Below are 26,410 nucleotides of genomic sequence, written 5' to 3'. Positions count from 1 at the left end.
GAGATTACCGGGCGCTCTGATTTTTTCTGGAGAAAGCAATGCCGTGTGAAGAACTGGATCTGGTCTGGAACAATATCAAAGCCGAAGCGCGTGCGCTGGCGGATTGTGAGCCCATGCTGGCCAGTTTTTACCATGCGACGTTGCTCAAACATGAAAACCTCGGCAGTGCACTGAGCTACATGCTGGCAAATAAACTCGCCTCACCCATCATGCCAGCCATCGCTATTCGCGAAGTAGTTGAAGAAGCCTATGCTGCCGATCCGGAGATGATTGCCTCGGCGGCCTGCGATATTCAGGCGGTGCGCACCCGCGACCCGGCGGTGGATAAATACTCTACGCCGTTGCTTTATCTGAAAGGGTTCCACGCGTTGCAGGCGCATCGCATTGGCCACTGGCTGTGGGCAGAAGGGCGTCAGGCGCTGGCAATTTTCCTGCAAAACCAGGTGTCGGTGTCGTTCCAGGTCGATATTCATCCGGCGGCGACTATTGGCCGTGGGATCCTGCTCGATCATGCTACCGGCATTGTGATCGGCGAAACGGCGGTGGTGGAAGACGATGTCTCTATTCTGCAGTCGGTAACCCTGGGCGGAACCGGTAAAACCAGCGGCGATCGCCATCCTAAAATTCGCGAAGGGGTGTTGATTGGTGCCGGTGCGAAAATTCTCGGCAACATCGAAGTTGGGCGCGGGGCGAAGATTGGCGCGGGTTCCGTGGTGCTGCAACCGGTACCGCCGCATACCACGGCAGCTGGCGTTCCGGCGCGCATCGTTGGTAAGCCGGAAAGCGATAAACCGTCGATGGATATGGATCAGCACTTCAACGGTATCAACCACGGCTTCGAGTACGGCGACGGGATTTAAGCTTTTCCGCGCAGCGTGTTGCTTATCGCTGCGCTGGCCTACAGGCTGTCTCTCAACACCGCGCCGGCATATCCGAGCTGGCGCCACGCCTCATATACCACCACCGATACCGCATTTGACAGGTTCATGCTGCGGCTGTCCGGCATCATCGGAATACGGATCTTCTGTTGCGCGGGCAGCACATCCAGAATCGATGCGGGCAGTCCACGCGTCTCCGGGCCAAACAGTAAATAATCACCTGCCTGATACGACACCGCGCTGTGCGCCGGCGTGCCTTTGGTTGTCAGGGCAAAGAGGCGCTGCGGATCTTCTGCCTCAAGAAACGCCTGATAGTTTTTATGGCGGGTCACGGCGGTAAATTCATGATAATCCAGCCCGGCGCGGCGCAGACGCTTATCGTCCCAGGTAAATCCCAGCGGCTCAATCAGGTGCAGGCGAAACCCGGTATTGGCGCACAGGCGGATGATGTTGCCGGTATTAGGCGGGATTTCAGGTTCAAACAAGACGATATTCAGCATACGACCCCCATTTCGAGGGGCGCAGAATAGCAGAATTAGCGAGCAGGACAAACCAGACGCAGCGCCTCTGTAACAGAGGCGCTGCGGGTCAGGAGCGGCGGTAGAGCGGTAGCCAGATGGTCAGACGCAGGCCGCCGAGCGGGCTGTCATCTGCTTTTACCCAGCCCCGATGTTGCTGAACAGCGGTTTCGACAATCGCCAGGCCAAGCCCCGTACCACCTGACTCCCGATCGCGCGCTTCGTCGGTGCGGTAGAACGGACGGAAGATCTGTTCGCGATCGGTCTGGCTGACGCCTGGGCCGTCGTCATCAACGTTGATGGTGACGCCATCTTTATCCACCGAGAAGCTCACCGAGATTTTGGTGTGCGAGTAGCGCAGAGCGTTACGTACGATGTTTTCCAGCGCGCTTTCCAGCGCATTCGGGTTGCCGTACAGCAGCCAGGGTCCGGGCGGATAGGCGACTTCAAACGATTTGCCCACCTGCTCGGCTTCGAAGGCGGCGTTATCCAGCACCTCGCTCCAGAGCTGATTCGCTTTCATCGTTTCGCTCACCAGCGCGTTTTTTTGCTGGTTGCGCGACATCACCAGCAGATCGTTGATCATGCTGTCGAGACGCTGCGCTTCAGTTTCGATACGCTCCAGCTCTTTGCTCTCACCGCTGCGGCGGCGCAGCAGCGCGGTTCCCAGTTGCAGGCGGGTGAGCGGCGTACGCAGCTCATGCGAGATGTCAGACAGCAGCCGCTGTTGAGTGGTCATCATGCGTTCCAGGGCAGTCACCATCTGGTTAAAGCTCGCGCCGGCAGCCTTAAATTCCTGCGCGCCAGATTCCAGCTCCGGATGCTGGCGCAGGTTACCCTGGGCCACTTCATCCGCCGCATTTTTTAGCTTGCGCGCCGGGCGTGCGAGGCTCCATGCCAGCCACAGCAGCAGCGGTGAACTGACCAGCATAGTGACGATCAGCAGCAGCAGCGGGCGGTCAAACAGCAGGTTGATGAAATCAGACTGGGAACTGCTGGCAGGGCGAATCAGGTAAAGCTGATAGTAATCTTCCCCGTCGCGCACGGTGAACGGGCCGACCAGCTCAACGCGGCCATACTTTTTCTTCTGGGGATGATCGGAGTTGTCAGACTGGCCGATAAAGTTGCGGATGATCTGCATCTCGTTGCGTTCGGCACCAATCACGCGGCCTTCGCTGGTGACCAGCAGCAGACGCTGGCCCGGCGGCGCCCACTTGTCAATGGCGCGGAACAGCCTGCGCCACCACATCAAATCATTCGGCGGATCGCTTGCCAGCTCCGCCTGAACGTGTTGCTCAATCATAATGCCCTGACGCTGCTCGCTTTCGAGCAGCTCAGTCATCTGGCGGGAGTCGAGCTTGGGTAACATCAGAACCAGCATCAACACCAGCGCCAGCGTCAGCCAGAAGATCGCAAATATTCGTGCGGTCAGGCTGCCTGTCATGAAGCGGAGACCATCAGATAGCCACGGCCACGCAGGGTTTTAAACCACGGGTGCCCATCTTTACGCTCCGGCAGTTTGCGGCGCAGATTGGAGATATGCATGTCGATAGCGCGATCGAACGGCGTCAGGCGTTTGCCCAGCACTTCCTGGCTCAGATGTTCACGCGATACCACCTGGCCGAGATGCTGCGCCAGCAGATACAGCAGGGTGAACTCAGTGCCGGTCAGTTCAAGGGTTTTGCCTTCAAAACTGGCCTCCTGACGGCCCGGATTGAGGCTTAACGCGTCAACTTCGAGCGTCGGTGAGCCGCTGTCGCTGTTCTGCTGCTGCTCACTCCAGTTGGAGCGGCGCAGAATCGCGCGGATACGCGCTACCAGCTCGCGATCGTTAAAGGGTTTAGGCAGATAGTCATCCGCGCCGAGTTCGAGGCCCAGCACGCGATCCAGCTCGCTTCCGCGGGCAGTTAGCATGATGACGGGGGTCTGGTGTGTCTGGCGAAGCTCTTTAAGGGTATCAATGCCGTTTTTCTTCGGCATCATCACGTCGAGCAAAAGCAGGTCGATGCTGTCATCCAGGAGGCCGAGCGCCTGCTCGCCATCATGGGCAACCAGGACGTTAAAACCTTCCATGTCGAGCAGTTCCTTTAACAGGGAAGTCAGCTCTCGGTCATCATCAACTAACAGGATTTTATTCATTGTTAATACCTCCGAGGCAGAAATTACGTCATCAAGGCTCGCTAATCCATGACTTTACGTTGTTTTACACCCCCTGACGCATGTTTGCAGCCTGAATCGTAGACTGTCTCTCGTTGATTCGCAGCACAGATGATTTGGGAGCAAGTGATGCGCAAAGTTACCGCTGCCGTCATGGCTTCAACGCTGGCACTGAGTACGCTTAGCCACGCAGCTGATGCCCTTCTCGGCGATAACTGGCACCCGGTAGACGGGGCGGCGCCGCGCAACAGCATCCAGAGCCATATGTTCGACGGCATTCAGTTAACCGAGCAGCAGCGCCAACAGCTGCGCGATCTGATGCAGCAGGCCCGGCACGAAAGCCCGCCTGTTAATGTTAGCGAAATGGAGACAATGCATCGCCTTGTCACCGCAGAAAATTTTGATGAACACGCTGTGCGTGCTCAGGCCGAAAAAATGGCTCAGGAACAGGTTACTCGCCAGGTTGAGATGGCGAAGGTCCGTAACCAGATGTTCCGCCTGTTAACGCCCGAGCAGCAGGCCGTGTTGAATGATAAACATGACCAGCGCATGAAAGAGCTTCGCGAGATATCGCAAATGCAGCGCTCGTCATCAATGCAGATTTACAGCAGTAACCAGCGTTCCCAGTAACAACCCTGTTTTCCTTGCCATAGACACCATCCCTGTCTTCCCCCTCATGATGAGGGGGCTTTTTTTTGCCTGAATATTTCTGCTTGCCAGAATAACGTTGCATGCCCCAGCTCATAACCCCGAAGCCATTAATCAAACGCGGCGAATAACGCTCGCTATTCCGCTGTGCTTGCCTGTTCAAAAAAGCGGCCACGGCGTGACGGGAAAAAATAAGCCGTATCGGGCGCGACGTATCTTCTTTCTTAATGGAAATTTCAGCATCGGGACGGCGTGCCAGTGAGAAAATTAATATAAAGCGCTCATTTATCCTTTATGAATGGCAGCGGAACGGCGTCAACTACCATATATGTCTAATTGAAACAGCAAGATATCGCTGTACCCTGCAACGGCCTGGCTACCGCGTCTCACATCTTCAACGTTGATCTGTTATCACGTTTAGTACAGGCATCGACAAATTTATACACACGCTTATTGTGATTTTTCGTCACGTTGTCTGGCTTTTGCACAAGGAAGGTTATTTCCATGAATTGGTATCTCGACGTCTTAAAAAAATACGCCACGTTCAGCGGCCGCGCACGTCGTAAAGAGTACTGGATGTTTACTCTGATCTCTTTCATCGTCTCCATCGCGCTGAGCATCATTGGCGCTATGCTTAATTTCCCGGCGATCGGCTACATTTACTCGCTGGCGGTGTTGCTGCCTTGCCTGGGTGTGATGGCGCGCCGTCTGCATGATACCGGTCGCTCTGGCTGGTGGATCCTGCTGATGTTTATCCCGATTATCGGTGCCATCGCGCTGCTGATCTTTTTCTGCCAGGACAGCGAAAAACAGACCAACGCTTTTGGCCCGAATCCAAAAGCCTTTGCGTAATGGCATAGCGCTGTAAAACCAGTAAAGGGGGCATGCTGTCCCCTTTAATTTTCCTTCTGATTTACTCCCCACCCTGTTTCGATTAATCCTCCTCGTTTCTTATTCACGCCTGAATCGTCGGTAATTGCCCGCAGAAGCGGCTGTATTTCCTGCAATTGTCGGGGCGCAATCCGTTATAATCTGGTTATGCCTTTGCAGGAGCCTTTATGAATCAGAACTATGGGCGACTGGTCACGCGCGCGGCTATAGCGGCCACGGCAATGGCCACGATGCTGCTGATCGTTAAAATCTTTGCCTGGTGGTATACCGGGTCCGTCAGCATACTGGCGGCGCTGGTGGATTCCCTGGTAGACATCGCCGCATCGCTGACCAACCTGCTGGTGGTCCGCTACTCGCTGCAGCCCGCCGATGACGAGCACACTTTCGGGCACGGCAAAGCGGAATCCCTGGCTGCGCTGGCGCAGAGCATGTTTATTTCCGGATCGGCGCTGTTCCTGTTTCTCACCAGCATTCAGCATATTGTCCGCCCGTCGCCGATGAACGAGCCGGGCATCGGCATGGTGGTAACGCTGATTGCGCTGGTCTGTACATTGGCGTTAGTGGCGTTCCAGCGCTGGGTGGTGCGGCGGACGCAAAGCCAGGCGGTAAGGGCGGATATGCTTCATTATCAGTCTGATGTTATGATGAACGGCGCGATTCTGATCGCGCTGGCGCTATCGTGGTATGGATGGCACCGGGCGGATGCACTGTTTGCATTCGGCATCGGCATTTATATTCTCTTCAGCGCGCTTCGTATGGGGTACGAGGCCGTGCAGTCGCTGCTGGACAGGGCATTACCGGATGCCGAGCGGCAGGCGATTGTCGATATTGTTACCTCATGGCCGGGTGTCAGAGGGGCACATGATTTCCGTACTCGCCAGTCAGGGCCGACACGCTTTATTCAACTCCATCTGGAAATGGACGATACGTTACCGCTGGTTCAGGCGCATCTGGTGGCTGAACAGGTGGAGCAGGCGATCCTGCGGCGTTTTCCAGGATCGGACGTCATCATTCATCAGGACCCCTGTTCGGTGGTTCCGTATGAAAAAGCAGCGCAAATTGAGCTTTAGTCAGGCACGGTAAACAGTGAGGCAGGCAACATTTTATTGCATAATTTACCCAATATTCGCCTGACCTGAATCAATTCAGCTGAAAACGGTTGATATACTATTTGCAGCAATTGTTCAGACCGCCCGGCACAAGGATGAGCGCTCCCGTGACAGAATTTATTTTTGCATTCCTACGTTCAGAGGTAGTCCATGATTAAGAAAATCGGTGTGTTGACAAGTGGCGGTGATGCGCCTGGCATGAATGCCGCGATTCGCGGTGTGGTGCGTGCTGCGTTAACCGAAGGCCTTGAAGTTTTTGGTATCTATGATGGCTATCTCGGTCTGTATGAAGATCGCATGATCCAGCTCGACCGCTACAGCGTGTCTGACATGATTAACCGCGGCGGCACCTTCCTCGGCTCTGCGCGCTTCCCGGAATTCCGCGAAGACCGCGTGCGTGCGGTCGCCATCGAGAATATGAAGAAGCGTGGAATTGATGCATTGGTCGTCATCGGCGGCGACGGCTCCTACATGGGGGCAAAGCGTCTGACCGAGATGGGCTTCCCGTGCATCGGTCTGCCGGGCACCATCGATAACGACGTAGCGGGTACCGACTACACCATTGGTTACTTCACCGCGCTGCACACCGTGGTAGAAGCGATTGACCGCCTGCGCGACACTTCGTCATCACACCAGCGTATCTCTATCGTTGAAGTGATGGGCCGTTACTGCGGCGATCTGACCCTGGCGGCGGCGATTGCCGGTGGCTGTGAGTTCATCGTGCTGCCGGAAGTGGAGTTTAACCGCGAAGATCTGGTTGCCGAGATCAAAGCGGGTATCGCGAAAGGTAAGAAGCATGCCATCGTCGCCATCACCGAGCACATCTGTGACATCGACGAGCTGGCGAAGTACATCGAAGACGAAACCAAACGCGAAACCCGCGCCACGGTGCTGGGCCACATCCAGCGCGGCGGCTCACCGGTGCCGTACGACCGTATCCTCGCGTCCCGCATGGGCGCCTACTCCATCGAGCTGCTGCTGCAGGGCTACGGCGGACGCTGCGTCGGTATCCAGAATGAAAAAATGGTGCATCACGACATCATCGACGCTATCGAAAACATGAAGCGTCCGTTCAAAGGTGACTGGCTCGATTGCGCTAAAAAACTTTACTAAGTCAGTCAATTACCAGCCGGGGAAACCCGGCTTTTTTACGTCCGTTATATTCTCTAAAGTTATAGCCAATCTTTTTTTATTCTTTAATCATCATCACGCTTTCTGGCAGGCTGCTCGCATTACAACACAACATTAAGAGAGCATGCGGATGAACAAACTGGGAGTGGGCTTAACGTTACTGTTGGCATCGACAAGCGTGCTGGCAAAAGATATTCAGCTGTTGAACGTGTCATACGATCCAACGCGCGAACTGTACGACCAGTACAACAAGGCGTTTAGCGCCCACTGGAAAAAAGAGACCGGGGATAACGTGGTGATCCGCCAGTCGCATGGCGGCTCCGGCAAGCAGGCGACGTCGGTTATCAATGGGATTGAAGCCGATGTGGTGACGCTGGCGCTGGCCTATGACGTTGACGCGATTGCCGAACGTGGCCGCATCGATAAAAACTGGATCAAACGCCTGCCGGATAACTCCGCGCCATACACCTCCACCATCGTATTCCTGGTGCGCAAAGGCAACCCGAAACAGATCCACGACTGGAACGATCTGGTAAAACCTGGCGTGTCGGTGATTACGCCGAACCCGAAAAGCTCCGGCGGTGCGCGCTGGAACTACCTGGCTGCGTGGGGTTATGCCCTGCACCAGAACAACGGCGATCAGGCGAAAGCGCAGGATTTCGTGAAGGCGCTGTATAAGAACGTGGAAGTGCTGGATTCTGGCGCGCGTGGCTCTACCAACACCTTCGTTGAGCGCGGGATCGGCGACGTGCTGATCGCCTGGGAAAACGAAGCGCTACTGGCGGCCAACGAGCTGGGTAAGGACAAGTTTGAAATCGTCACCCCGAGCGAGTCGATCCTCGCCGAGCCGACCGTCTCGGTAGTGGATAAGGTTGCAGAGAAGAAGGGCACGCAGCAGGTTGCGGAGGCCTACCTGAAGTATCTCTACACGCCTGAAGGCCAGGAGATCGCCGCGAAGAATTTCTACCGTCCGCGCGATGCACAGGTCGCAGCGAAGTATGAAAAGACCTTCCCGCAACTGAAGCTGTTCACCATTGATGACGTCTTCGGCGGCTGGACCAAAGCCCAGAAAGAGCACTTCTCCAGCGGCGGTACCTTCGACCAGATCAGCAAGCGCTAAGCGTAAGCAGCCCTGTTGGTTGATACTTGTCAGCATGTAGTGGGAAGTTGTAGGGCGGGTAAGCCTGTGCACCCGCCGCTGCTACGCATCCAAAGGTGGGTGCGCTACGCTTACCCACCCTACGTGCTGAGCGTGCGTGGTGAAGCGGCCCTGCGGGGCCGTTTTTTATTTGTGTCGTAAAATACGTTACGCTTGCGGTTCGGTTTGTTTCAGGGAATGGATGATGAAACGTGTTCTTTATACAGTAGTGGGGTTGTTGTTGGTCGTGGTTGCCGCAGTGGCGGGCTGGCTGTGGCATGTCGCCAGCAATTCGGATGCGCTGCGTCAGATTACGCTGGAGCAGTGCGTGCCAGGGCAGCGCGATCGCCAACAGCCCGCGCCCTGCGCGGAGGTGAACCTGCACGGCGGCTATGTGGTATTTAAAGATCGCAACGGCCCGCTGCAGTATCTGTTAATGCCGTCCTGGAAAATCAACGGCATCGAAAGCCCGGACGTGCTCAGCCCCCACACCGCCAATTTCTTCTGGCAGGCCTGGCAGGCGCGACGCTACCTGAGCGAGAAAAACGGTGCGCCACTGCCGGAGAGCGCGATTTCACTGACCATTAACTCCCGTCTCGGACGTAGCCAGAACCACCTGCATATCCATATCTCCTGCCTGCGCCCGGACGTGCGCGAGCAGCTCGACAACAGCGCTGGCACCATCAGCACCCAGTGGTTACCCCTGCCGGGCGGCATTAACGGGCATGAATATCTGGCGCGGCGCGTGACCGAAAGCGAGCTGGCCCAGCGTAGCCCGTTTATCATGCTGGCAGAAGAAGTTGAAAATGCGCGCGAGCATATGGGGCGTTATGGCCTCGCGGTAGTGCGTCAGAATGACGGCAGCTTTGTGCTGCTGGCAACCGAGCGTAGCCTCGTGTCGTTTAACCTCGCGTCGGCGGAAGAGATTCAGGATCACGACTGCGCCATTCTGCAACATCCCCACCAACCGTAACGTTTACAGATAACAGGGCGCGCCGTAGACTCGATGAAATTTTCTACAGGAGACAGGTATGTCGCTCTGGTTATCTCACCCGCTATGGCTGCCAGGCCTGATCGTTCTTATCACCATCGTTCTCTGGGCTACGTCATTACTGCCTGAGTTTGTCACCGCGCTGCTGTTTTTCACCGTGGCGATGATGGCGAAAATCGCTCCGCCGGAAATCATCTTCGGTGGTTTTGCCTCCTCGGCGTTCTGGCTGGTGTTCAGCGGCTTCGTGCTGGGCGTCGCGATCCGTAAGGCCGGATTAGCCGATCGCGCGGCACGGGCGATGTCAGCCCGTCTTACGGATTCCTGGCTGCTGATGGTGGCAAGCGTGGTGCTGCTGAGCTATGCCCTGGCGTTTGTCATGCCTTCCAATATGGGGCGTATCGCCTTACTGATGCCGGTGGTAGCCGCGATGGCGCATCGCGCCGGCATCGCAGAGGGTACACGCGCGTGGTTCGGCCTGGCACTGGCAGTGGGGTTCGGCACGTTCCAGCTGTCGGCAACAATTCTGCCCGCCAACGTCCCGAATCTGGTGATGAGCGGCGCGGCGGAAGGGTCGTTTGGCATTCACCTCAACTATCTGCCCTATCTGCTGCTGCACACCCCGGTGCTGGGGCTGCTTAAGGGCGCGATCCTGATTGGCCTGATCTGCTGGTTGTTCCCCGGTAAGCCGACGCCGCCGCGCGAGCTGCCGGTCGCAGAGCCGATGAGCGGAGCCGAGCTGCGCCTCAGCGCGATGCTGGTGGTGGTGCTGGGTCTGTGGGTGACCGAGAGCCTGCACGGCATCGGCCCGGCGTGGGTCGGGCTGGCGGCCGCGGTAGTAACGCTCCTGCCACGGGTCGGGTTTATTACCGGCGACGAGTTCGCCACCGGCGTTAATATCCGCACCTGCATCTACGTCGCCGGTATTCTTGGCCTGGCGACCACGGTGACCCATACCGGCATTGGTCGGGCGGTGGGTGAAGCGCTGCTGGCGGTAATGCCGCTGGATGCAGAAAAGCCCTTCACTAGCTTCGTGGCCCTGACCGGCATCACGTCGGCGCTGAATTTCATCATGACCGCCAACGGCGTGCCAGCGCTCTATACCACGCTGGCGGAGAGCTTCTCGCAGGCGACCGGCTTCCCGCTGCTGTCGACCATCATGATTCAGGTGCTGGGGTACTCCACGCCGCTGCTGCCGTACCAGGCGTCGCCGATTGTGGTGGCAATGGCACTGGGCGGCGTACCGGCCAGAGCGGGGATGAAGCTGTGTCTGGCGTTAGCGCTGGTGACCTTTGTCGTGTTGCTGCCGCTGGATTACGGCTGGTTCAGGCTGCTGGGACGACTATAAAAAAAGCCCGGTCGCGCAAAGGCGTACCGGGCCTGATACAGGGCAGCGATGCGCTGCCCTCTGCAACATACGATTAGGCGTTTTTCGCTTCGGCTGCCGCTTTAACGATTACCGCGAAGGCGTCGGCCTTCAGGGAGGCGCCGCCAACCAGCGCGCCGTCGATGTCCGGCTGGGTGAACAGCTCAGCGGCGTTTGCCGCGTTTACGGAGCCGCCGTACTGAATGATGACCTGTTCAGCGATGTTCGCATCGGCTTTAGCGATGTGATCGCGAATGAATTTGTGTACCGCCTGCGCCTGCGCCGGGGTAGCAGATTTGCCGGTACCGATGGCCCATACTGGCTCGTAGGCGATAACCGCGCCTTCGAACGCTGCTGCGCCCTGCGTTTTCAGCACGGCATCAATCTGACGCGCGCACACTTCTTCGGTTTTACCCGCTTCGTTTTCTGCTTCGGTTTCACCGATGCACAGAACCGGGATCAGACCCTGCTCTTTCAGCACGGCAAATTTCTTCGCGATGAACTCATCGGATTCCGCGTGGTAAGTACGACGCTCTGAGTGACCGATAATGATGTATTTAGCACCGATATCTTTCAGCATCTCAGCAGAGGTTTCGCCGGTAAACGCACCGGACAGGTTTACGTCAACGTTCTGCGCGCCCAGCACGATGTGGCTGCCTGCAACGGCGTGTTTCGCCTGATCCAGGTACAGCGCCGGCGGTGCAATAGAGACGCCGCAGCCCGTCACGCCAGACAGCTCGTTACGCAGGCCAGCGATCAGTTCGTTGACCATGTGGCGGCTGCCGTTGAGTTTCCAGTTACCCATCACAAGAGGATGTCGCATTTTAATTCTCCACGCGGTGAAGCGGATTAAGGAATATCGCTGCCTGTCTGGCAGCATGGACTGTCATTCAGTATAGAGATTTGCGCCGTCGAAGGCTTTGCTTTTTGTCATTTATTGTTAGCGTCGCTCGCGTCAGATAACGCCAGCTTAATCGGTTCAACGGCGAGAGTTAGCCCCTTTTCGCCGTTATCTGCCACCACATAGCGGATCGCGCCTTCTGACTTCTGGTAATAGCGCTTCGACTTGCTTTCACTGAGCAGGGTAGTAAGGCGTTCCATGCTCTGTTTTTCCGTAATGCCGGGCGTGAATGCCCTCAGCAATGCTGCCATCCACGCCATCGCTTTGGCTTTCGCCGCTTTCTGCTCCGGCCCCTGAATCGGCAGCCAGGTGATCTGCATACTTTTGATTTTCAGCGTGCCGCGCTCCAGCGCCGTGGAGGCGTAGAGATTTTCATTAATCTTGGTCGCCGCCCGGGTGAGGGTAATTTTGTCGCGGCTGGAGACAATGGCGCGAAACTCGTTCAGCGTCATGCCGGGGTTATCGGCATTAAACTTCTCGCGAAACTGGGTGATAGTCAGATCGAAGGTGGGTGAACCGGGCAGCAGGTAGGGCGCCGTGGGCGCTACCACCGGCTCCTCCGCCAGGGCCGTCTGACACAGCGTAACAGGTAGTAAAAACAGCAATAGCGTGAGTAATACGTGGTTCATTAACAGCCGCTCCCGGTAACTCAGGGTATCGATTAAAACGGTATCAGGCTGGCTTGTCAAAACCTGGCGTTCACGGTGTACACTACGCGGCATCGTGGTAATCAGGGTGGACACATGACTCTCCAGCAGTGGTTATTTTCAATAAAAGGGCGTATCGGACGCCGTGATTTCTGGATCTGGATGGCGCTGTGGGTGGTAGCGATGCTGCTGCTGTTCGTGCTGGCGGACCGGGAATGGGTCACCAGCCAGAGCGCGGCATTTATGCTGGTGTGCCTGCTGTGGCCCACCGCGGCGGTGGTGGTGAAGCGGCTGCACGATCGCGGGCGCTCAGGGCTCTGGGCGCTGCTGATGATCCTCGCCTGGATGCTGTTCGCCGGCAACTGGGTAATGCTGGAAGGCCTCTGGCGCTGGGGCGTCGGGACGCTGGTGCCGACCATCATCATGGTGCTGATTATTCTCGACCTGGGCGCGTTTCCCGGCACCCCAGGTGAGAACAAGTACGGCAACGCGACCCTTGAGGTGAAATACCGCTGAGTTACCAGTAGTGCTCCGCCGTCATATGGCCCGGACGGCGGCGCAGGTGCTTTGTCATCTGACGATTCTCTTTCAGCAGCTGCTGGGTGTCGCGCACCATCTGCGGATTGCCACACAGCATGACGTGGCTGTTCTCTGTAGTCATCGTCAGGCCCACCGCCTGTTCCAGCTCGCCGCTGTCAATCAGCGCCGGCACGCGCCCGGTCAGCGAACCTGACACCGTTTCGCGGCTCACCACGGTCTGGATGCGCAGTTTCCCGGCATAACGCTCCTGGAGCTCCAGCATTAACGGCAGATAGCTCAGATCTGCCGCATAGCGCACCGCGTGCACCAGCACCAGATGGTTGAAACGCTCCAGGCCAACGCCCTCTTGTAAAATCGACAGGTAAGGCCCGATAGCGGTGCCGGTAGCCAGCATCCACAGGGTATCGCAGTCCGGCACTTCATCCAGCACGAAGAACCCGGCCGCGTCGCTGACCACCATCAACTCGTCGCCCGGCTGCATGGCATGCAGACGTGGACTCAGCTTGCCCTCCGGGACGTTCACCAGGTAGAACTCCAGGTTTTCATTACCAGGCGCGTTCACATAAGAGTAAGCACGCTGCACGCGCTCCCCGTCGATCTCAAGGCCCAGCTTGGTAAACTGCCCGGCGGTGAAGGGTTTGATCGGGGCGTGAACCGTGAGGCTGAAAAGCGAATCGGTCCAGTGCTGAATCTGTGTGACTTTACCTGTTACCCAGTCTGCCATGTTCCACTCCTGTCTTTGCTTTGCATTATCTTCGCCAGGTCGGTACGGCATTTCCAGCCCGGGCGGGCCGGAAAGCTCAATCAGACAAATTTTTCAGAGGATGTGAGCCTGCACGTTGACGTCTTTGCGGTCGAGATAGTGAATCGACTGGATGCGGCGAATGGTGCGTGATTTACCGCGAATCAGCAGCGTCTCGGTGGTGGCGATGTTGCCTTTGCGCGTGATGCCGTCCAGCAGATCGCCTTTGGTGATCCCGGTGGCGGAGAAGATCACGTTATCGTTACGCGCCATCTCTTCGAGGCGCAGCACCTTATCGGCTTCGATACCCATCGCTTTGCAGCGTTCCAGCTCGGTTTCACCGATACGACGGTTCTCCTCGCTGTCGCCCTTCACCTGATGACGCGCCAGCAGTCGGCCCTGCATATCGCCATCCAGCGCACGGATCACCGCGGCCGACACCACGCCTTCCGGCGCGCCGCCGATGCCGTAGAGCACGTCCACTTCGCTGTCCGGCATGCAGGTGAGGATGGAAGCCGCCACATCGCCATCGGGGATAGCAAACACGCGCACCCCGAGCTGCTGCATCTCGCTGATCACCGCATCGTGACGCGGTTTTGCGAGAATGGTCACCGTCAGCTCGCTCAGCGACTTATCGAGCGCACGGGCAATGTTACGCAGGTTATCGGCGAGCGGCAGACTGAGGTCGATGACGCCTTTCGCGCCCGGTCCGACAATCAGCTTTTCCATGTACATGTCCGGCGCGTTGAGGAAGGTGCCTTTATCGCCCACCGCCAGCACCGCCAGCGCGTTCGCCTGGCCCATTGCCGTCATGCGCGTGCCTTCGATCGGATCAACGGCGATATCCACCGCATCACCTTTCCCGGTACCGACCTGCTCGCCGATATAGAGCATCGGCGCTTCATCGATCTCGCCTTCACCAATGACGATACGTCCGTCGATATCGATCTGATTCAGCACGATACGCATGGCGTGTACCGCTGCGCCGTCGGCGGTGTTTTTATCACCGCGGCCCAGCCATTTGTAGCCGGCAAGGGCAGCGGCTTCGGTTACCCGGGAAAATTCGATGGCAAGTTCTCGTTTCATAACAGGCTCGTACAGTCAAAAGGAGTTGTGCGAAGTTTACCACAGAGTGGCGGAGGCAGTTTGCTGCGGCCCAGGCGGGGATACGAAGGAAAAACGGAAGGAGGCGGGAAAGGGAAAAATCCCCTCTCCCGAGGGGAGAGGGGCAGGGTGAGGGAATCAGCTCTCGTCGTGCTCTTCCCACGCCATGGCGCGTTTCACCGCTTTCTTCCAGCCTTCGTAACGGAAGTTACGTTCGGTGGTTTCAATGCCCGGACGGAATTCGCGTTCGATAACCGCTTTTTCGCTCAGCTCATCCAGGTTCTGCCAGTAGCCAACCGCCAGACCGGCGAGATAGGCCGCGCCGAGGGCGGTCACTTCGCGCACTTCCGGACGCTCCACGCGGGTGCCCAGAATGTCGGACTGGAACTGCATCAGGAAGTTGTTGGCAACCGCGCCGCCGTCCACGCGCAGGGCGTGCAGACGAATGCCGGAGTCCGCCTGCATCGCTTCCAGCACATCACGGGTCTGGAAGGCAATGGATTCCAGCGTGGCGCGAATGATGTGGTTAGAGTTCACACCGCGCGTCAGGCCGAAAATCGCACCGCGGGCATACGGGTCCCAGTAAGGCGCGCCGAGACCGGTAAAGGCCGGCACCACGTATACGCCGTTGGTGTCTTTCACCTTAGTTGCGAAGTATTCAGAGTCGAACGAGTCGCTGATGAGCTTCATTTCGTCGCGCAGCCACTGAATCGACGCCCCTGCCATGAACACCGCGCCTTCCAGCGCATAGTTCACTTCCCCGCGCGGGCCGCAGCCGATGGTGGTCAGCAGGCCGTGCGTTGACGCGACCGCTTTCTCACCGGTGTTCATCAGCATAAAGCAGCCGGTGCCGTAGGTGTTTTTCGCCATCCCTTCTTTCACGCACAACTGGCCGAACAGCGCCGCCTGCTGGTCACCGGCGATGCCGGCAATCGGAATACGCGTGCCGCCCTTACCGCCGATGTTGGTCTGGCCATACACTTCGGATGATTTACGTACCTGCGGCAGCATGGCGCGCGGGATGTCCAGCGCGTCGAGCATTTTGTCATCCCAGTCCAGCTCGTGGATGTTAAACAGCATGGTACGCGAGGCGTTGGTGTAATCGGTGACGTGTACGCGTCCCTGGGTCATTTTCCAGATGAGCCAGGTATCGATGGTGCCGAACAGCAGCTCGCCACGCTTCGCACGCTCGCGCGAGCCTTCCACATGGTCGAGGATCCACTTCACTTTCGTGCCGGAGAAATAGGGGTCGATAACCAGACCGGTGGTCTTGCGCACGTAATCTTCCATGCCTTCGCGCTTCAGCTTCTCGCAGATCTCTGAAGTACGGCGGCACTGCCAGACGATGGCGTTGTGGATCGGTTTACCGGTCTCACGCTCCCATACCACCGCGGTTTCGCGTTGGTTGGTGATGCCAATCGCGGCAATCTGATCGGAGCTGATGTCGGCTTTCGCCAGCACTTCTACCAGCGTGGAGCTCTGCGATGCCCAGATCTCCATCGGGTCGTGCTCAACCCAGCCCGCTTTCGGGTAAATCTGCGTGAATTCGCGTTGTGAAACACTGACGATGTTGGCGTCATGATCCAGGACGACGGCTCGGGAGCTGGTGGTGCCCTGATCAAGGGCGACGATGTATTTCTTCTCAGTAGTCATGGTTATGTCCTGTCAGTTTCATTACAGCGAAGCATTGCGATGTTCAGCGCGGGCCGCTTTTTTCTCAACGACCTGCTCGGCAGACGGCAAGTGACGCCCAATCAGCTTACGATAGCCGAACGCACCGAGCGCTGCACCCACCACCGGGCCAAACAGCGGCACCAGGAAGTAAGGGATATCGCGCCCACCGGTAAAGGCAACGTTGCCCCAGCCTGCCAGCCAGGCGAAGGTTTTCGGGCCGAGATCGCGCGCCGGGTTCATGGCGAAGCCGGTCAGCGGACCCATCGCGCCACCGATAATGGCAATCAACAGTCCCACCAGCAGCGGAGCCATCGGGCCACGCGGCAGACCGTTACCGTTATCGTTCAGCGCCAGAATCACGCCCATCAGCACAGCGGTGATCACCATTTCAACGGCGAACGCCTGGCCAAAGTTGAGCAGCGGATTCGGGTAGGTGGAGAAAATACCTGCCAGTTCGAGACTCTCTACGCTGCCGCGCACCATCTGGTGAGTCAGTTCGTAGTCGTAAAAAAGATTGTAATAAAGCCCGTAAACTAACGCCGCTGCGCAAAAGGCGCCGGCAAATTGTGCAATGATAAAAGGAACAACTTTGCGTTTGTCGAAGCCGACAAACAGCCATAAGGCGATAGTGACCGCCGGGTTAAGATGCGCACCAGACACACCCGCAGTCAGGTAAATGGCCATCGCCACCCCTAATCCCCAGATGATACTGATTTCCCACTGACCGAAAGCAGCACCGGCGACTTTCAATGCAGCGACACATCCCACGCCGAAGAAAATCAACAACCCGGTACCGAGAAATTCGGCGATGCACTGACCTTTTAAGGTTGGAGTTTGACTCATATTCGGGTCCTGAAGGCAAAATGAAGGATTATTGTTAGCAAGGCGTCAACGACGCTCATGATGTCGTGTAGACATCGTGTTAATTTATCGTTAACGAACAAAAACGAGAAATATCGAACGTTAAATGTGTGTGTTGCGTCAAGAAAATGAGCGTTTTCGCGCTGCCGGGCTGGACAAATGCGCAACGAAACGGATCGAAAGCGCGCAAAATGTTAACGAAAACAATAACAATCTAACGGGAAATCGGCGCGGCGCATTCAGCATTGACTGAAAAATGTTGCAAACCGCTAACAGCGCGGCTTGCCGCTGGACAGTGACAGCTGCGCTCCCTACAATCGGGACTATTGCGCAGAGCATCCATTCATTAAGGCGTTGCCGGGCATTCAGGACGTGTGGCGCTTTGCAATTCAGGAGAGGTACGACGATGTCATTTGAAGTGTTTGAGAAACTGGAAGCGAAAGTACAGCAGGCGGTCGATACCATCACGCTGCTGCAGATGGAAATTGAAGAGCTGAAAGAGAAAAACAACAGCCTGGCGCAGGATGTCCAGAACGCGCAAGGCAGCCGCGAAGCGCTGGAGCAGGAAAACCACCAGCTGCGCGAACAGCAGCACGTGTGGCAGGAGCGCCTGCAGGCACTGCTGGGCAGAATGGAAGAGGTTTAATTTCCCGTCATCTTTCGCGCCGTAGCGGCGTTGGCTGCGCGCATTCACCCCAGTCACATAGTTGTCTATGTTCCTGGGGATTCATTCGCTTGCCGCCTTGCTACAACACGAAAGCTTTAGGGAAACAGAGCCAGATTCCCGTCATCTTTCGCGCCGTAGCGGCGTTGGCTGCGCGCATTCACCCCAGTCACATAGTCGTCTGTGTTTCTGGGGATTCATTCGCTTGCCGCCTTGCTACAACACGAAAGCTTCAGGGAAACAGAGCCAGAACGATCGGGCCGGGTAAGGCAGCGTCGCCACCCGGCTTTTTTATTACTCGATATCCAGCGGATCTTCGGAAAGGATGATGCCGGTGTTGTCGGCATAGAGGTGGTCACCAGAGAAGAAGGTGACGCCGCCGAAGTTAACGCGCACGTCGCTTTCGCCGATACCTTCACCCGCCGCGCCTGCCGGAATGGCGGCAATGGCCTGAATACCCAGGTCCAGGTCTTCGAGGTCGTCCACCTGACGCACCGCGCCGTAAACCACCAGACCTTCCCATTCGTTTTGTACCGCCAGACGGGCCAGGTCAGCGTCAATCAGCGCGCGTCGCACCGAGCCGCCGCCGTCCACGAGCAGAACGCGCCCGCGGCCATTCTCTTCGAGGAGTTCGTACAGCAACCCGTTATCCTCAAAACATTTCACCGTGGTGATTTGTCCGCCAAACGACGACCGTCCGCCAAAGTTGGAGAACAGGGGTTCCACGACGTTAACATCTTCATGGTAGATGTCACAGAGCTCGGAAGTATCGTATTTCATAGGCTTAAGGTTCAGTTGCTGCATGGACTGTCAGTATATCGCCTAATCCGGACTGTTGGCAAAATCATCAATTGTTAATTGATATGAATCAGCTAAAAACGCAGCTGGCTGAGCACAATCCCAAAAGAAAACAGCAGATTAGCCAGCAGTGCCGCTTTTACCGTGCGCTCCAGCATAGGGCGCATCGCCAGCGGCGTGGTTTCGCGCAGCACATACCGGGCCTGACGCAGCAGCATCGGGGCACTCAGCAGGAACAGCCATCCCCACGGGCTTTGCAGCCAGAATAGGGTAAACAGGGCGAAACAGATCAGCGTGCCAGCCAGCAGCCCGGCGTGATAGCGCCGTGCCGCCGTCGGACCGAGGCGCACGGCCAGGGTGTTTTTCCCGTTGGTGCGATCGCTTTCGATATCGCGCAGGTTATTGATATTCAGTACCGCCGCAGCGAGCAGCCCGCATCCGGTCGCAGGCAGAAATACTGCGGCAATCAGCGTATGCGCCTGCAGATACCAGGTTCCCGCCACGCTTAGCCAGCCGAAGAAAACCAGCACGGAAATGTCGCCCAGTCCCATGTAACCGTAAGGGCGCGTGCCCACGGTATAGGTAATGGCCGCAACGATCGCCAGTACGCCCAGCAGCAGAAAGCCTGCAACGTCTGCCAGCGTGCGGCAGGCAACCGCCACCAGCGCCAGCCCGAATGCGCAGGTGAGGACGATAGTCGCCACCAGGGCACGTTTCATCTGGGTCTGGCTGATAACGCCTTTCTGCATACCGCGCAGCGGGCCGATGCGATCGGGTTTATCGCTGCCCTTCACGGCATCGCCATAGTCATTGGCAAGGTTAGAGAGAATTTGCAGCAGACCGGCGGTCAGCAGGGCCAGCAGCGCAATGAGCGGATCGAACACACCCTGCCAGAAGGCCAGTGCGGAACCCACCACGACGGAGGCGAAGGCAAGGGGTAAAGTACGGGGGCGCAGGCTTTCCAGCCAGGCCTGACGACGACTTACAGCATGTGTATCTGTCATAAAGTTGCAAAATAAAATGGGGGCCGACGCTGCTGGCAGTGTCGAAAGCCCCCATCAAAAGTGATGAAAATGCTCAGGCCGCGATTATAGGATAAAACGGCTCAGATCTTCATCTGCAACAAGCGCATCGAGATGCTTGCTGACGTAGTCTGCGTCAATGATCACAGTGGTGCCATTGAGATCGCTGGCGTCATAGGAGATCTCTTCCATCAGACGCTCCAGCACGGTATGCAGACGGCGCGCACCGATGTTTTCGGTGGTTTCGTTTACCTGCCATGCCGCCTGCGCGATACGCTTGATGCCATCTTCGGTGAACTCAATGTTCACGCCTTCGGTCGCCATCAGCGCTTTGTACTGCACGGTCACCGAAGCGTTCGGCTCGGTCAGGATGCGCTCGAAGTCGTCGGTAGTCAGCGCCTGCAGCTCAACGCGGATCGGCAGACGCCCCTGGAGTTCCGGGATCAGATCAGACGGCTTCGCGACCTGGAACGCGCCGGAGGCGATAAACAGAATGTGGTCGGTTTTCACCATCCCGTGCTTGGTAGAGACGGTGCAACCTTCCACCAGCGGCAGCAGATCGCGCTGCACGCCTTCACGAGACACGTCCGGGCCCGAAGATTCGCCGCGCTTACAGATTTTGTCGATCTCATCGATAAACACGATGCCGTGCTGTTCAACCGCTTCGACAGCCTGCTCTTTCAGCTCTTCCGGATTAACCAGCTTTGCGGCTTCTTCTTCGATCAGCAGCTTCATGGCTTCTTTGATCTTCATCTTGCGCGCTTTCTGCTTCTGCCCGCCGAGATTCTGGAACATCGACTGCAGCTGGCTGGTCATCTCTTCCATACCCGGCGGTGCCATGATTTCAACGCCCATCGGCGCAGCGGCGACGTTGATCTCAATCTCTTTATCGTCCAGCTCGCCTTCACGCAGTTTTTTGCGGAACGACTGGCGCGCGGCGGACGGCTCCTGCGGCTGTTCGGACTGGCCCCAGTTGTTTTTCGCCGGCGGGATCAGCACGTCGAGAATACGCTCTTCCGCCATCTCTTCGGCGCGGTAGCGGTTTTTCTCAATTGACTGCATGCGCACCATTTTGATGGCGGAGTCGGTCAGGTCGCGGATGATGGAATCCACTTCTTTACCGACGTAGCCCACTTCGGTGAACTTGGTCGCTTCAACTTTGATAAACGGCGCGTTAGCCAGCTTCGCCAGACGACGGGCGATTTCAGTTTTACCGACGCCGGTCGGGCCGATCATCAGGATGTTTTTCGGCGTGACTTCGTGACGCAGCTCTTCGTTAAGCTGCATACGGCGCCAGCGGTTACGCAGCGCAATGGCGACAGAACGCTTCGCCGCATCCTGACCGATAATGTGTTTGTCGAGTTCGCTGACAATTTCGCGTGGAGTCATTTCAGACATGGGGATTCCTTACGCCTTAGACGGTAATTCTTCGATGGTCAGGAAGTTGTTGGTATAGATGCAGATATCGCCTGCAATCCCCAACGCCTTCTCGGCAATTTCACGGGCGCTCAGCTCGGTGTTTTCCAGCAGCGCGCGGGCGGCAGCCTGTGCGTAAGGGCCACCAGAGCCAATCGCAATCAGGTCATTTTCCGGCTGCACCACGTCACCGTTACCGGTGATGATGAGCGAGGCATTTTCGTCGGCCACGGCCAGCAGCGCTTCAAGACGGCGCAGCATGCGGTCGGTACGCCAGTCTTTCGCCAGCTCAACGGCGGCTTTCACCAGGTGACCCTGATGCATTTCAAGTTTGCGTTCAAAGAGTTCGAACAGGGTGAAGGCATCGGCAGTACCGCCGGCGAATCCGGCGATCACTTTGTCGTTGTAGAGACGGCGAACTTTTTTCACGTTGCCTTTCATGACGGTGTTGCCCAGCGTGGCCTGACCATCGCCACCGATTACTACCTGGCCGTTGCGGCGTACACTTACTATCGTTGTCACTGACAGACCCCTTTGTTAACTGAACAGATGCTCCCGGCACCGGGTTATGGGTCGTTCGTCAGCAGACGTAACGACCGGATGCGCGTTCAGGAGCAGAATTCAATTATAAATGGGGGAGGATTTGGGGGTTTCAACCCCCGGAGGCGAGACGAATGCAGTTGCCGTGACCGGCAATCTTGAGGCGGCTGATGGCGTCGTCGGCGTTCTCTTTACCTTTAACCGGGCCGATCACTACGCGATTCCAGCCGTTATTGCTGGTGACGCGGGAGTCAAAACCTTCAAACGCCAGCTGGGCGCGCACGCTTTCCGCCTGATCCACACCCTTGAACGAGCCGCACTGGATCATCCAGCGACGGGTATCTTTCTTCTCCTCGGTACGCTTCGCCGTTTCTTTCTCTGGCGTGACGGTTGAGGTAGGTGCCGGCGCGGGCTTCTGCTGCGCGGTGTTGTTGTGCGGCGGAGTTTTCAGCAGGTCGTCATACGGCTGCTGGGTCTGCGCGGCTTTCGGCTGCTGCACGGTGCGCGGCTGTTCAACCGGCTGCGGGCGCGAGGTCTGCGGCGCGCTCACCGGGCGCGTCTGCTGCTGTTGCTGGTAAGGCTGCACGGTACGCGGCTGCGTGGTCACCGTCTGAGGCTGGCGCTGCTGCTGGATCTGGCGTTGTTGCTCCTGACGCTGCAGCGTTTGCTGGCGCTGCGCCGGGGTCTGTTCATTCCACGGCACTTCGGTCAGCTGCGTCGGCTGCTGACGCATATCAGCCTGCATCTGTTCCAGCAGCTGGCGCTGCTCAGCCGTCAGCTGATCCTGATTCTTGATTTCGCCGCCGGCAGTCGGCTCGGTGGGCTGGCGCACGCCCGGCTGACGATCTTCCAGCTCTTTGATATAGCGCCAGCGCTCTTCCGGTTTCGGCGGCAGGCCGTTGCCCGTCACCTTATTCGGCAGCGTCTGAGATTCTTCTTTTTTATGATGGGTAATGAACCAGAGGCCGCCAATAAAGGCCACCAGCACAGCTGCCGCGATGGCGACCATAGTCGGATTAACAGAAGACGTATTTCGTTGCTTCTTACGGGGCGTGCTCTTTTTGCGCCGCGCTGGAGTCGACTGCCCGCGGCGTACATAATCTCGTTGTGCCACTATCGTTTCGCTGTATTTTTCATTTATAAGCCCGCCATGTTACTTAAGCGACGGGGCTTTGACTATATCGGGCCGCGTAAAGAGGACTAATCCTTAGCGGAAATGGCTGCGGTGGAGCCGCGCACGATCAATTCACAATCCAGCAGCCGCGAACCGCTGTTCACCGTGTGGCCCTGAAGCTGGTCAAGCAGTAACAGCATCGCTTCCCGGCCAATGTCGAAGCGCGGCTGAGCCACGGTAGTCAGCGGCGGGTCGCAGAATTCGGAGAGTGAAATATTATCGAACCCCATTATCGACAGATCGCGCGGAACCTGTAGCCCCATACGTTTCGCCTGCGAGAGCGCGCCGAGCGCCATCACGTCGCTGTGGCAGAAAACCGCGGTTGGCGGCACCGGCAACGAGAGCAACTGCTCCAGCGCGTTCGCTCCGGCTTCATAGGTGAAATCGCCGCGCGCGATGTAATGCGGGTCAACGATAATCCCGCTGCGGCGCAGTGCCTGCACGTAACCCTGCAGCCGGTAGTGGCACAGCGGCATCTCTTCCGGCCCGGCGATGCAGGCAATGTGGCGATGCCCCAGCTCATGCAGATGATGAACCGCATTGAAGGCGGCGGTGAGGTTATCGATATGCACCGTCGGCAGCTCCAGCTCGGGCGCAAACTCGTTAGCCATCACCATCGGCGGCAGGTTGCGCTGCTCCTCTTTGCTGGCATCAAACGGCAGGCGCGAGCCAAGCAGCAGCATGCCGTCAATCTGCTTGGTAATGATGAGGTCGATAAAGGTTTTTTCCTGCTGATTCTGGTGTGCGCAGTCGCCGATCAGCACCAGATACCCCTGCGCGGCAGCGATGACTTCAATACCGCGAATGATTTCGCTGAAGAAGGGGTCGCAGATATCCGGCACAATCACCAGAATCGTACGCGACTCGTTACGCTTTACGCTACGCCCCAGCGCATGTGGCAGATAGCCCACGTCAATGGCGGCCTGCTCAACGCGGTTGCGCGTGGCCTGAGAAACTTTCTCCGGGTTCATCAGCGCCCGTGATACGGTGGCGGTAGATACGTTGGCTTTAACCGCCACGTCTTTCATGGTTGCAGACGCAACCTGCTTCTTAGGCTTCAACTTACTCTCCTCGCACGCGTCTCGCCGGCGCAGACCCATCCCAATGTCTGATATCGCTCACATTTTTAGCAGATTTCGTATTAGCCTGTTACAGAATTTTCACTAAAAGTGTGATGGGTATTAGATATTTCGATCCCGCTTCCGGAATCAGCCTTCAATTGGATCGACATCCAGCACCCATTTCACCTTACGGGCTTCCGGCAACGTGTTGATTAACGCCAGCGTGGAACTGATGAGATGCTGCAGGCGCGGACGCGAGGTGTGTTGCAGCAGAAGCTGCCAGCGATAGCGGCCCCCGCGCTTCGGTTGCAGGGCGGGAACCGGCCCCACAATCCACAGCTGGTTATCCGCCAGCGGACTGGCCTGCAGCAGGTTACGTAGCTGCTGTAAAAACAGCGGTGCCTGCTGGTTGTTGTGGTCCTCAGCGCGGATCAGTACGTGGCTGCTCCAGGGCGGCAGCAGAACGCTGCTGCGCTCCAGCAGGGCACGATCGGCGAAGGCGTCGTAGCCCTCAGTCAGCAGCGTTTGCAGCAGCGGATGCTCAGGATGGTGCGTCTGCAGGATCACTTCCCCCTGCTTGCCCGCACGTCCGGCGCGGCCCGCCACCTGGGTATAAAGCTGGGCGAAACGTTCAGCGGCGCGGAAATCTGCCGAGAACAGTGCGCCATCCACATCGAGCAGCGATACCAGGGTGACGTCCGGGAAATGGTGCCCTTTCGCCAGCATCTGGGTACCGATCAGAATGCGCGCGCCGCCGCGATGCACCTCGGCAAGATGCTGCTCCAGCGCCCCTTTACGGCTGGTGGTATCGCGGTCGATACGTGAAATCGGTACGCCGGGGAACAGCGGGGCGAGGCTGTGCTCCAGCTGTTCGGTCCCGAGGCCAACCGGCACCATGTGCGTGGAGCCGCACGACGGACACTGACGCGGCACCGCACGCTGGCTGTCGCAGTGGTGACAGCGCAGATGATGCTGCGCCTGATGCAGCGTGTAGTAGTGATCGCAGCGCGCGCACTCGGCAATCCAGCCGCAGTCGTGACACAGCAGCGCGGGCGCATAGCCGCGGCGGTTAAGGAACAGGATCACCTGGTTATCCGCCTGCAGGTGCTGGCGCATACGGTTGATCAGCGCCGGAGACAGGCCCGCCTGTAGCTGCTGGCCTTTGAGATCCAGTACGTGCTGCATGGCGGGACGCGCATTCCCGGCGCGGCGGGTGAGCTTCAGCAGGTTATATTTGCGCTGCCGCACGTTGTGCAGCGTTTCCAGCGCCGGGGTCGCGGAGCCGAGGATAATTGGAATGCGGTCAGCGTGAGCGCGCCATACTGCCAGATCGCGCGCGTGATAGCGCCAGCCCTCCTGCTGTTTGTAGGAGCTGTCGTGCTCTTCATCTATTACGATCACCCCGAGATCTTTAAACGGGGTAAACAGCGACGAGCGAGTGCCGATGACGATCGCCGCCTCGCCGCTTTTGGCTTTCAGCCAGGCGCTCAGGCGTTCGCTGTCATTCAGACCCGAATGCATAACCTCTACCGGTGCCTGAAAACGTTCGCGGAAGCGGGCGATGGTTTGCGGCGTCAGCCCAATTTCCGGCACCAGCACCAGCGCCTGACGACCCTGCGCCAGCACGTTTTCCAGGACGCTCAGATAGACCTCGGTCTTGCCGGAGCCGGTGACACCGGCCAGCAGCCATGCGGAAAAGCTGTCTGCTGCGCTGTGCAGTGCGCCCACCGCGGTGGCCTGTTCGGTATTCAGCCGTAGCCTGTCGCCCGCCACGCTAAAATGTTGCCGCCAGTCAGCGACGGCAGGGGCTTCGCTGTTGAGGTCGCACAGGCCTTTGCTGCGCAGCGCCTGCAGCGCGGCATCGTTAAACGCCATCTCTGCCACCTGGTGACGCCAGATGCGCCCCTGGCGCAGTGCCCCCAGTGCCTGCTGCTGCTTCGGGGAGCGTTTCAGGCTGTTGATATCCACGCTCTGCCCCTGCTCGGTAGCGAACCAGTACCACAGCGGTGCAGCGCTGGCGGGTTTCCCCTGGCGCAGCAGCACCGGCAGGGCGTGAAACAGCACGTCGCCAATAGGGTGGTGATAATAGTCCGCTGCCCAGATAAGCATGCGCCATACCGACGGGCTGAACAGCGATTCGCTATCCAGCACCTCGGAAACCTGCTTCAGCTCCTCGCGCGGCAGCTCGCTGGTTTCGCTTACCGACACCACCACGCCCACGCGCTGCTGCTTACCGAACGGCACCTGCACCCGGCAGCCAGCCACCGCCCGCATCTCATCAGGAAGCAGGTAGTCGAAAGTGCGGGCCAGCGGAACGGGCAGAGCAACGTGGGCTACGGGCATGAAGTCATCCAGGCTGATAAAAGTGGCGGGATAGTATACACTCTGACGCGGGCTGATTGCGGATCAGTTTGCATCCGGTGGCTATTTTCTGTATGATTC

General features: G+C 57.8%; 26 protein-coding genes. 10 read left to right on the top strand and 16 right to left on the bottom strand.

The features are described from left to right. Positions 1 to 38: 38 nt before the first annotated feature. On the top strand, positions 39 to 860 hold the full coding sequence (gene cysE, locus KFZ77_RS18360; RefSeq protein ID WP_031523304.1) for a serine O-acetyltransferase: 822 nt from the start codon (positions 39 to 41) through the stop codon (positions 858 to 860). 38 nt (positions 861 to 898) lie between these two features. On the opposite strand, the gene trmL is transcribed toward cysE, so the two are convergent. The 3 genes from trmL to cpxR form a co-directional block, all read right to left on the bottom strand. Then, a complete protein-coding gene (trmL, locus tag KFZ77_RS18355; protein ID WP_031523306.1) occupies positions 899 to 1,378 on the bottom strand; it encodes a tRNA (uridine(34)/cytosine(34)/5-carboxymethylaminomethyluridine(34)-2'-O)-methyltransferase TrmL in 480 nt (159 codons plus the stop codon). An 88-nt stretch (positions 1,379 to 1,466) separates the two neighbouring features. Further along, the gene (gene cpxA, locus KFZ77_RS18350; RefSeq protein ID WP_264384997.1) at positions 1,467 to 2,840 is read right to left on the bottom strand and encodes an envelope stress sensor histidine kinase CpxA; all 1,374 of its coding nucleotides are present in this window, start codon (positions 2,838 to 2,840) and stop codon (positions 1,467 to 1,469) included. Next, positions 2,837 to 3,535, bottom strand: coding sequence for an envelope stress response regulator transcription factor CpxR (gene cpxR, locus KFZ77_RS18345; protein WP_264384996.1), 699 nt, complete (start codon positions 3,533 to 3,535; stop codon positions 2,837 to 2,839). Before cpxR ends, cpxA begins: the two co-directional genes overlap by 4 nt. A gap of 147 nt (positions 3,536 to 3,682) precedes the next feature. Between cpxR and cpxP the strand changes: the two genes are divergently transcribed. The 7 genes from cpxP (at position 3,683) to KFZ77_RS18310 (ending at position 10,806) form a co-directional block, all read left to right on the top strand. Then, positions 3,683 to 4,183 carry a cell-envelope stress modulator CpxP gene (gene cpxP / locus KFZ77_RS18340; RefSeq protein WP_264384995.1) on the top strand — a complete coding sequence of 167 codons (501 nt, stop codon included), beginning with the start codon at positions 3,683 to 3,685 and terminating at the stop codon, positions 4,181 to 4,183. 522 nt (positions 4,184 to 4,705) lie between these two features. Beyond that, positions 4,706 to 5,053, top strand: a complete 348-nt coding sequence (locus tag KFZ77_RS18335; protein ID WP_031523314.1) for a DUF805 domain-containing protein — start codon at positions 4,706 to 4,708, stop codon at positions 5,051 to 5,053. Positions 5,054 to 5,259: 206 nt separating this feature from the next. Next, on the top strand, positions 5,260 to 6,162 hold the full coding sequence (fieF, locus tag KFZ77_RS18330; RefSeq protein ID WP_264384994.1) for a CDF family cation-efflux transporter FieF: 903 nt from the start codon (positions 5,260 to 5,262) through the stop codon (positions 6,160 to 6,162). A 189-nt stretch (positions 6,163 to 6,351) separates the two neighbouring features. Beyond that, positions 6,352 to 7,314, top strand: coding sequence for a 6-phosphofructokinase (gene pfkA / locus KFZ77_RS18325; RefSeq protein WP_031523318.1), 963 nt, complete (start codon positions 6,352 to 6,354; stop codon positions 7,312 to 7,314). 148 nt (positions 7,315 to 7,462) lie between these two features. Continuing rightward, on the top strand, positions 7,463 to 8,452 hold the full coding sequence (locus KFZ77_RS18320) for a sulfate ABC transporter substrate-binding protein (protein WP_264384993.1): 990 nt from the start codon (positions 7,463 to 7,465) through the stop codon (positions 8,450 to 8,452). Positions 8,453 to 8,675: 223 nt separating this feature from the next. Further along, positions 8,676 to 9,443 (top strand): CDP-diacylglycerol diphosphatase, encoded by a 768-nt coding sequence (locus KFZ77_RS18315; protein WP_264384992.1) that lies wholly within the window; start codon positions 8,676 to 8,678, stop codon positions 9,441 to 9,443. Between the two features lie 58 nt (positions 9,444 to 9,501). Continuing rightward, positions 9,502 to 10,806, top strand: a complete 1,305-nt coding sequence (locus tag KFZ77_RS18310) for an SLC13 family permease (protein ID WP_264384991.1) — start codon at positions 9,502 to 9,504, stop codon at positions 10,804 to 10,806. Between the two features lie 73 nt (positions 10,807 to 10,879). On the opposite strand, the gene tpiA is transcribed toward KFZ77_RS18310, so the two are convergent. Continuing rightward, positions 10,880 to 11,647 carry a triose-phosphate isomerase gene (tpiA, locus tag KFZ77_RS18305; protein ID WP_264384990.1) on the bottom strand — a complete coding sequence of 256 codons (768 nt, stop codon included), beginning with the start codon at positions 11,645 to 11,647 and terminating at the stop codon, positions 10,880 to 10,882. A gap of 107 nt (positions 11,648 to 11,754) precedes the next feature. Further along, entirely contained in the window at positions 11,755 to 12,354 is a 600-nt protein-coding gene (locus KFZ77_RS18300) for a DUF1454 family protein (RefSeq protein WP_031523328.1), read from the bottom strand. Positions 12,355 to 12,468: 114 nt separating this feature from the next. Here KFZ77_RS18300 and KFZ77_RS18295 point away from each other — a divergent pair, with 114 nt between their 5' ends. Next, positions 12,469 to 12,888, top strand: a complete 420-nt coding sequence (locus tag KFZ77_RS18295; protein ID WP_031523330.1) for a DUF805 domain-containing protein — start codon at positions 12,469 to 12,471, stop codon at positions 12,886 to 12,888. Between the two features lies 1 nt (position 12,889). Here the strand turns inward: KFZ77_RS18295 and fpr are convergent, their stop codons facing one another. The 4 genes from fpr to KFZ77_RS18275 all read right to left on the bottom strand — a co-directional run bounded on the left by fpr (position 12,890) and on the right by KFZ77_RS18275 (position 17,275). After that, positions 12,890 to 13,636 carry a ferredoxin--NADP(+) reductase gene (gene fpr, locus KFZ77_RS18290; protein ID WP_031523331.1) on the bottom strand — a complete coding sequence of 249 codons (747 nt, stop codon included), beginning with the start codon at positions 13,634 to 13,636 and terminating at the stop codon, positions 12,890 to 12,892. 93 nt (positions 13,637 to 13,729) lie between these two features. Further along, on the bottom strand, positions 13,730 to 14,740 hold the full coding sequence (glpX, locus tag KFZ77_RS18285) for a class II fructose-bisphosphatase (RefSeq protein ID WP_031523332.1): 1,011 nt from the start codon (positions 14,738 to 14,740) through the stop codon (positions 13,730 to 13,732). A 156-nt stretch (positions 14,741 to 14,896) separates the two neighbouring features. Further along, positions 14,897 to 16,411, bottom strand: a complete 1,515-nt coding sequence (gene glpK / locus KFZ77_RS18280; protein WP_031523333.1) for a glycerol kinase GlpK — start codon at positions 16,409 to 16,411, stop codon at positions 14,897 to 14,899. A 21-nt stretch (positions 16,412 to 16,432) separates the two neighbouring features. Beyond that, positions 16,433 to 17,275 (bottom strand): MIP/aquaporin family protein, encoded by an 843-nt coding sequence (locus tag KFZ77_RS18275; protein WP_031523334.1) that lies wholly within the window; start codon positions 17,273 to 17,275, stop codon positions 16,433 to 16,435. A 424-nt stretch (positions 17,276 to 17,699) separates the two neighbouring features. Between KFZ77_RS18275 and zapB the strand changes: the two genes are divergently transcribed. Further along, on the top strand, positions 17,700 to 17,939 hold the full coding sequence (gene zapB / locus KFZ77_RS18270; protein WP_031523336.1) for a septal ring assembly protein ZapB: 240 nt from the start codon (positions 17,700 to 17,702) through the stop codon (positions 17,937 to 17,939). 312 nt (positions 17,940 to 18,251) lie between these two features. On the opposite strand, the gene rraA is transcribed toward zapB, so the two are convergent. The 7 genes from rraA to priA form a co-directional block, all read right to left on the bottom strand. Further along, entirely contained in the window at positions 18,252 to 18,737 is a 486-nt protein-coding gene (gene rraA / locus KFZ77_RS18265) for a ribonuclease E activity regulator RraA (RefSeq protein ID WP_031523338.1), read from the bottom strand. A gap of 92 nt (positions 18,738 to 18,829) precedes the next feature. After that, positions 18,830 to 19,759 (bottom strand): 1,4-dihydroxy-2-naphthoate polyprenyltransferase, encoded by a 930-nt coding sequence (gene menA / locus KFZ77_RS18260; RefSeq protein WP_264384989.1) that lies wholly within the window; start codon positions 19,757 to 19,759, stop codon positions 18,830 to 18,832. Between the two features lie 84 nt (positions 19,760 to 19,843). Further along, the gene (hslU, locus tag KFZ77_RS18255) at positions 19,844 to 21,175 is read right to left on the bottom strand and encodes an HslU--HslV peptidase ATPase subunit (protein WP_031523342.1); all 1,332 of its coding nucleotides are present in this window, start codon (positions 21,173 to 21,175) and stop codon (positions 19,844 to 19,846) included. A gap of 9 nt (positions 21,176 to 21,184) precedes the next feature. Then, the gene (hslV, locus tag KFZ77_RS18250) at positions 21,185 to 21,715 is read right to left on the bottom strand and encodes an ATP-dependent protease subunit HslV (protein WP_031523344.1); all 531 of its coding nucleotides are present in this window, start codon (positions 21,713 to 21,715) and stop codon (positions 21,185 to 21,187) included. Positions 21,716 to 21,845: 130 nt separating this feature from the next. After that, complete coding sequence (gene ftsN, locus KFZ77_RS18245) at positions 21,846 to 22,847, bottom strand: cell division protein FtsN (protein ID WP_072002035.1); 1,002 nt, start codon at positions 22,845 to 22,847, stop codon at positions 21,846 to 21,848. 86 nt (positions 22,848 to 22,933) lie between these two features. Then, entirely contained in the window at positions 22,934 to 23,968 is a 1,035-nt protein-coding gene (cytR, locus tag KFZ77_RS18240) for a DNA-binding transcriptional regulator CytR (RefSeq protein ID WP_031523348.1), read from the bottom strand. Between the two features lie 147 nt (positions 23,969 to 24,115). Beyond that, entirely contained in the window at positions 24,116 to 26,311 is a 2,196-nt protein-coding gene (priA, locus tag KFZ77_RS18235; protein WP_264384988.1) for a primosomal protein N', read from the bottom strand. Between the last annotated feature and the right edge of the window lie 99 nt (positions 26,312 to 26,410).

Source organism: Siccibacter colletis (genome assembly GCF_025914095.1).
GTDB lineage: Bacteria > Pseudomonadota > Gammaproteobacteria > Enterobacterales > Enterobacteriaceae > Siccibacter > Siccibacter colletis.
This window is presented reverse-complemented; position numbering and strand designations above follow the sequence as displayed.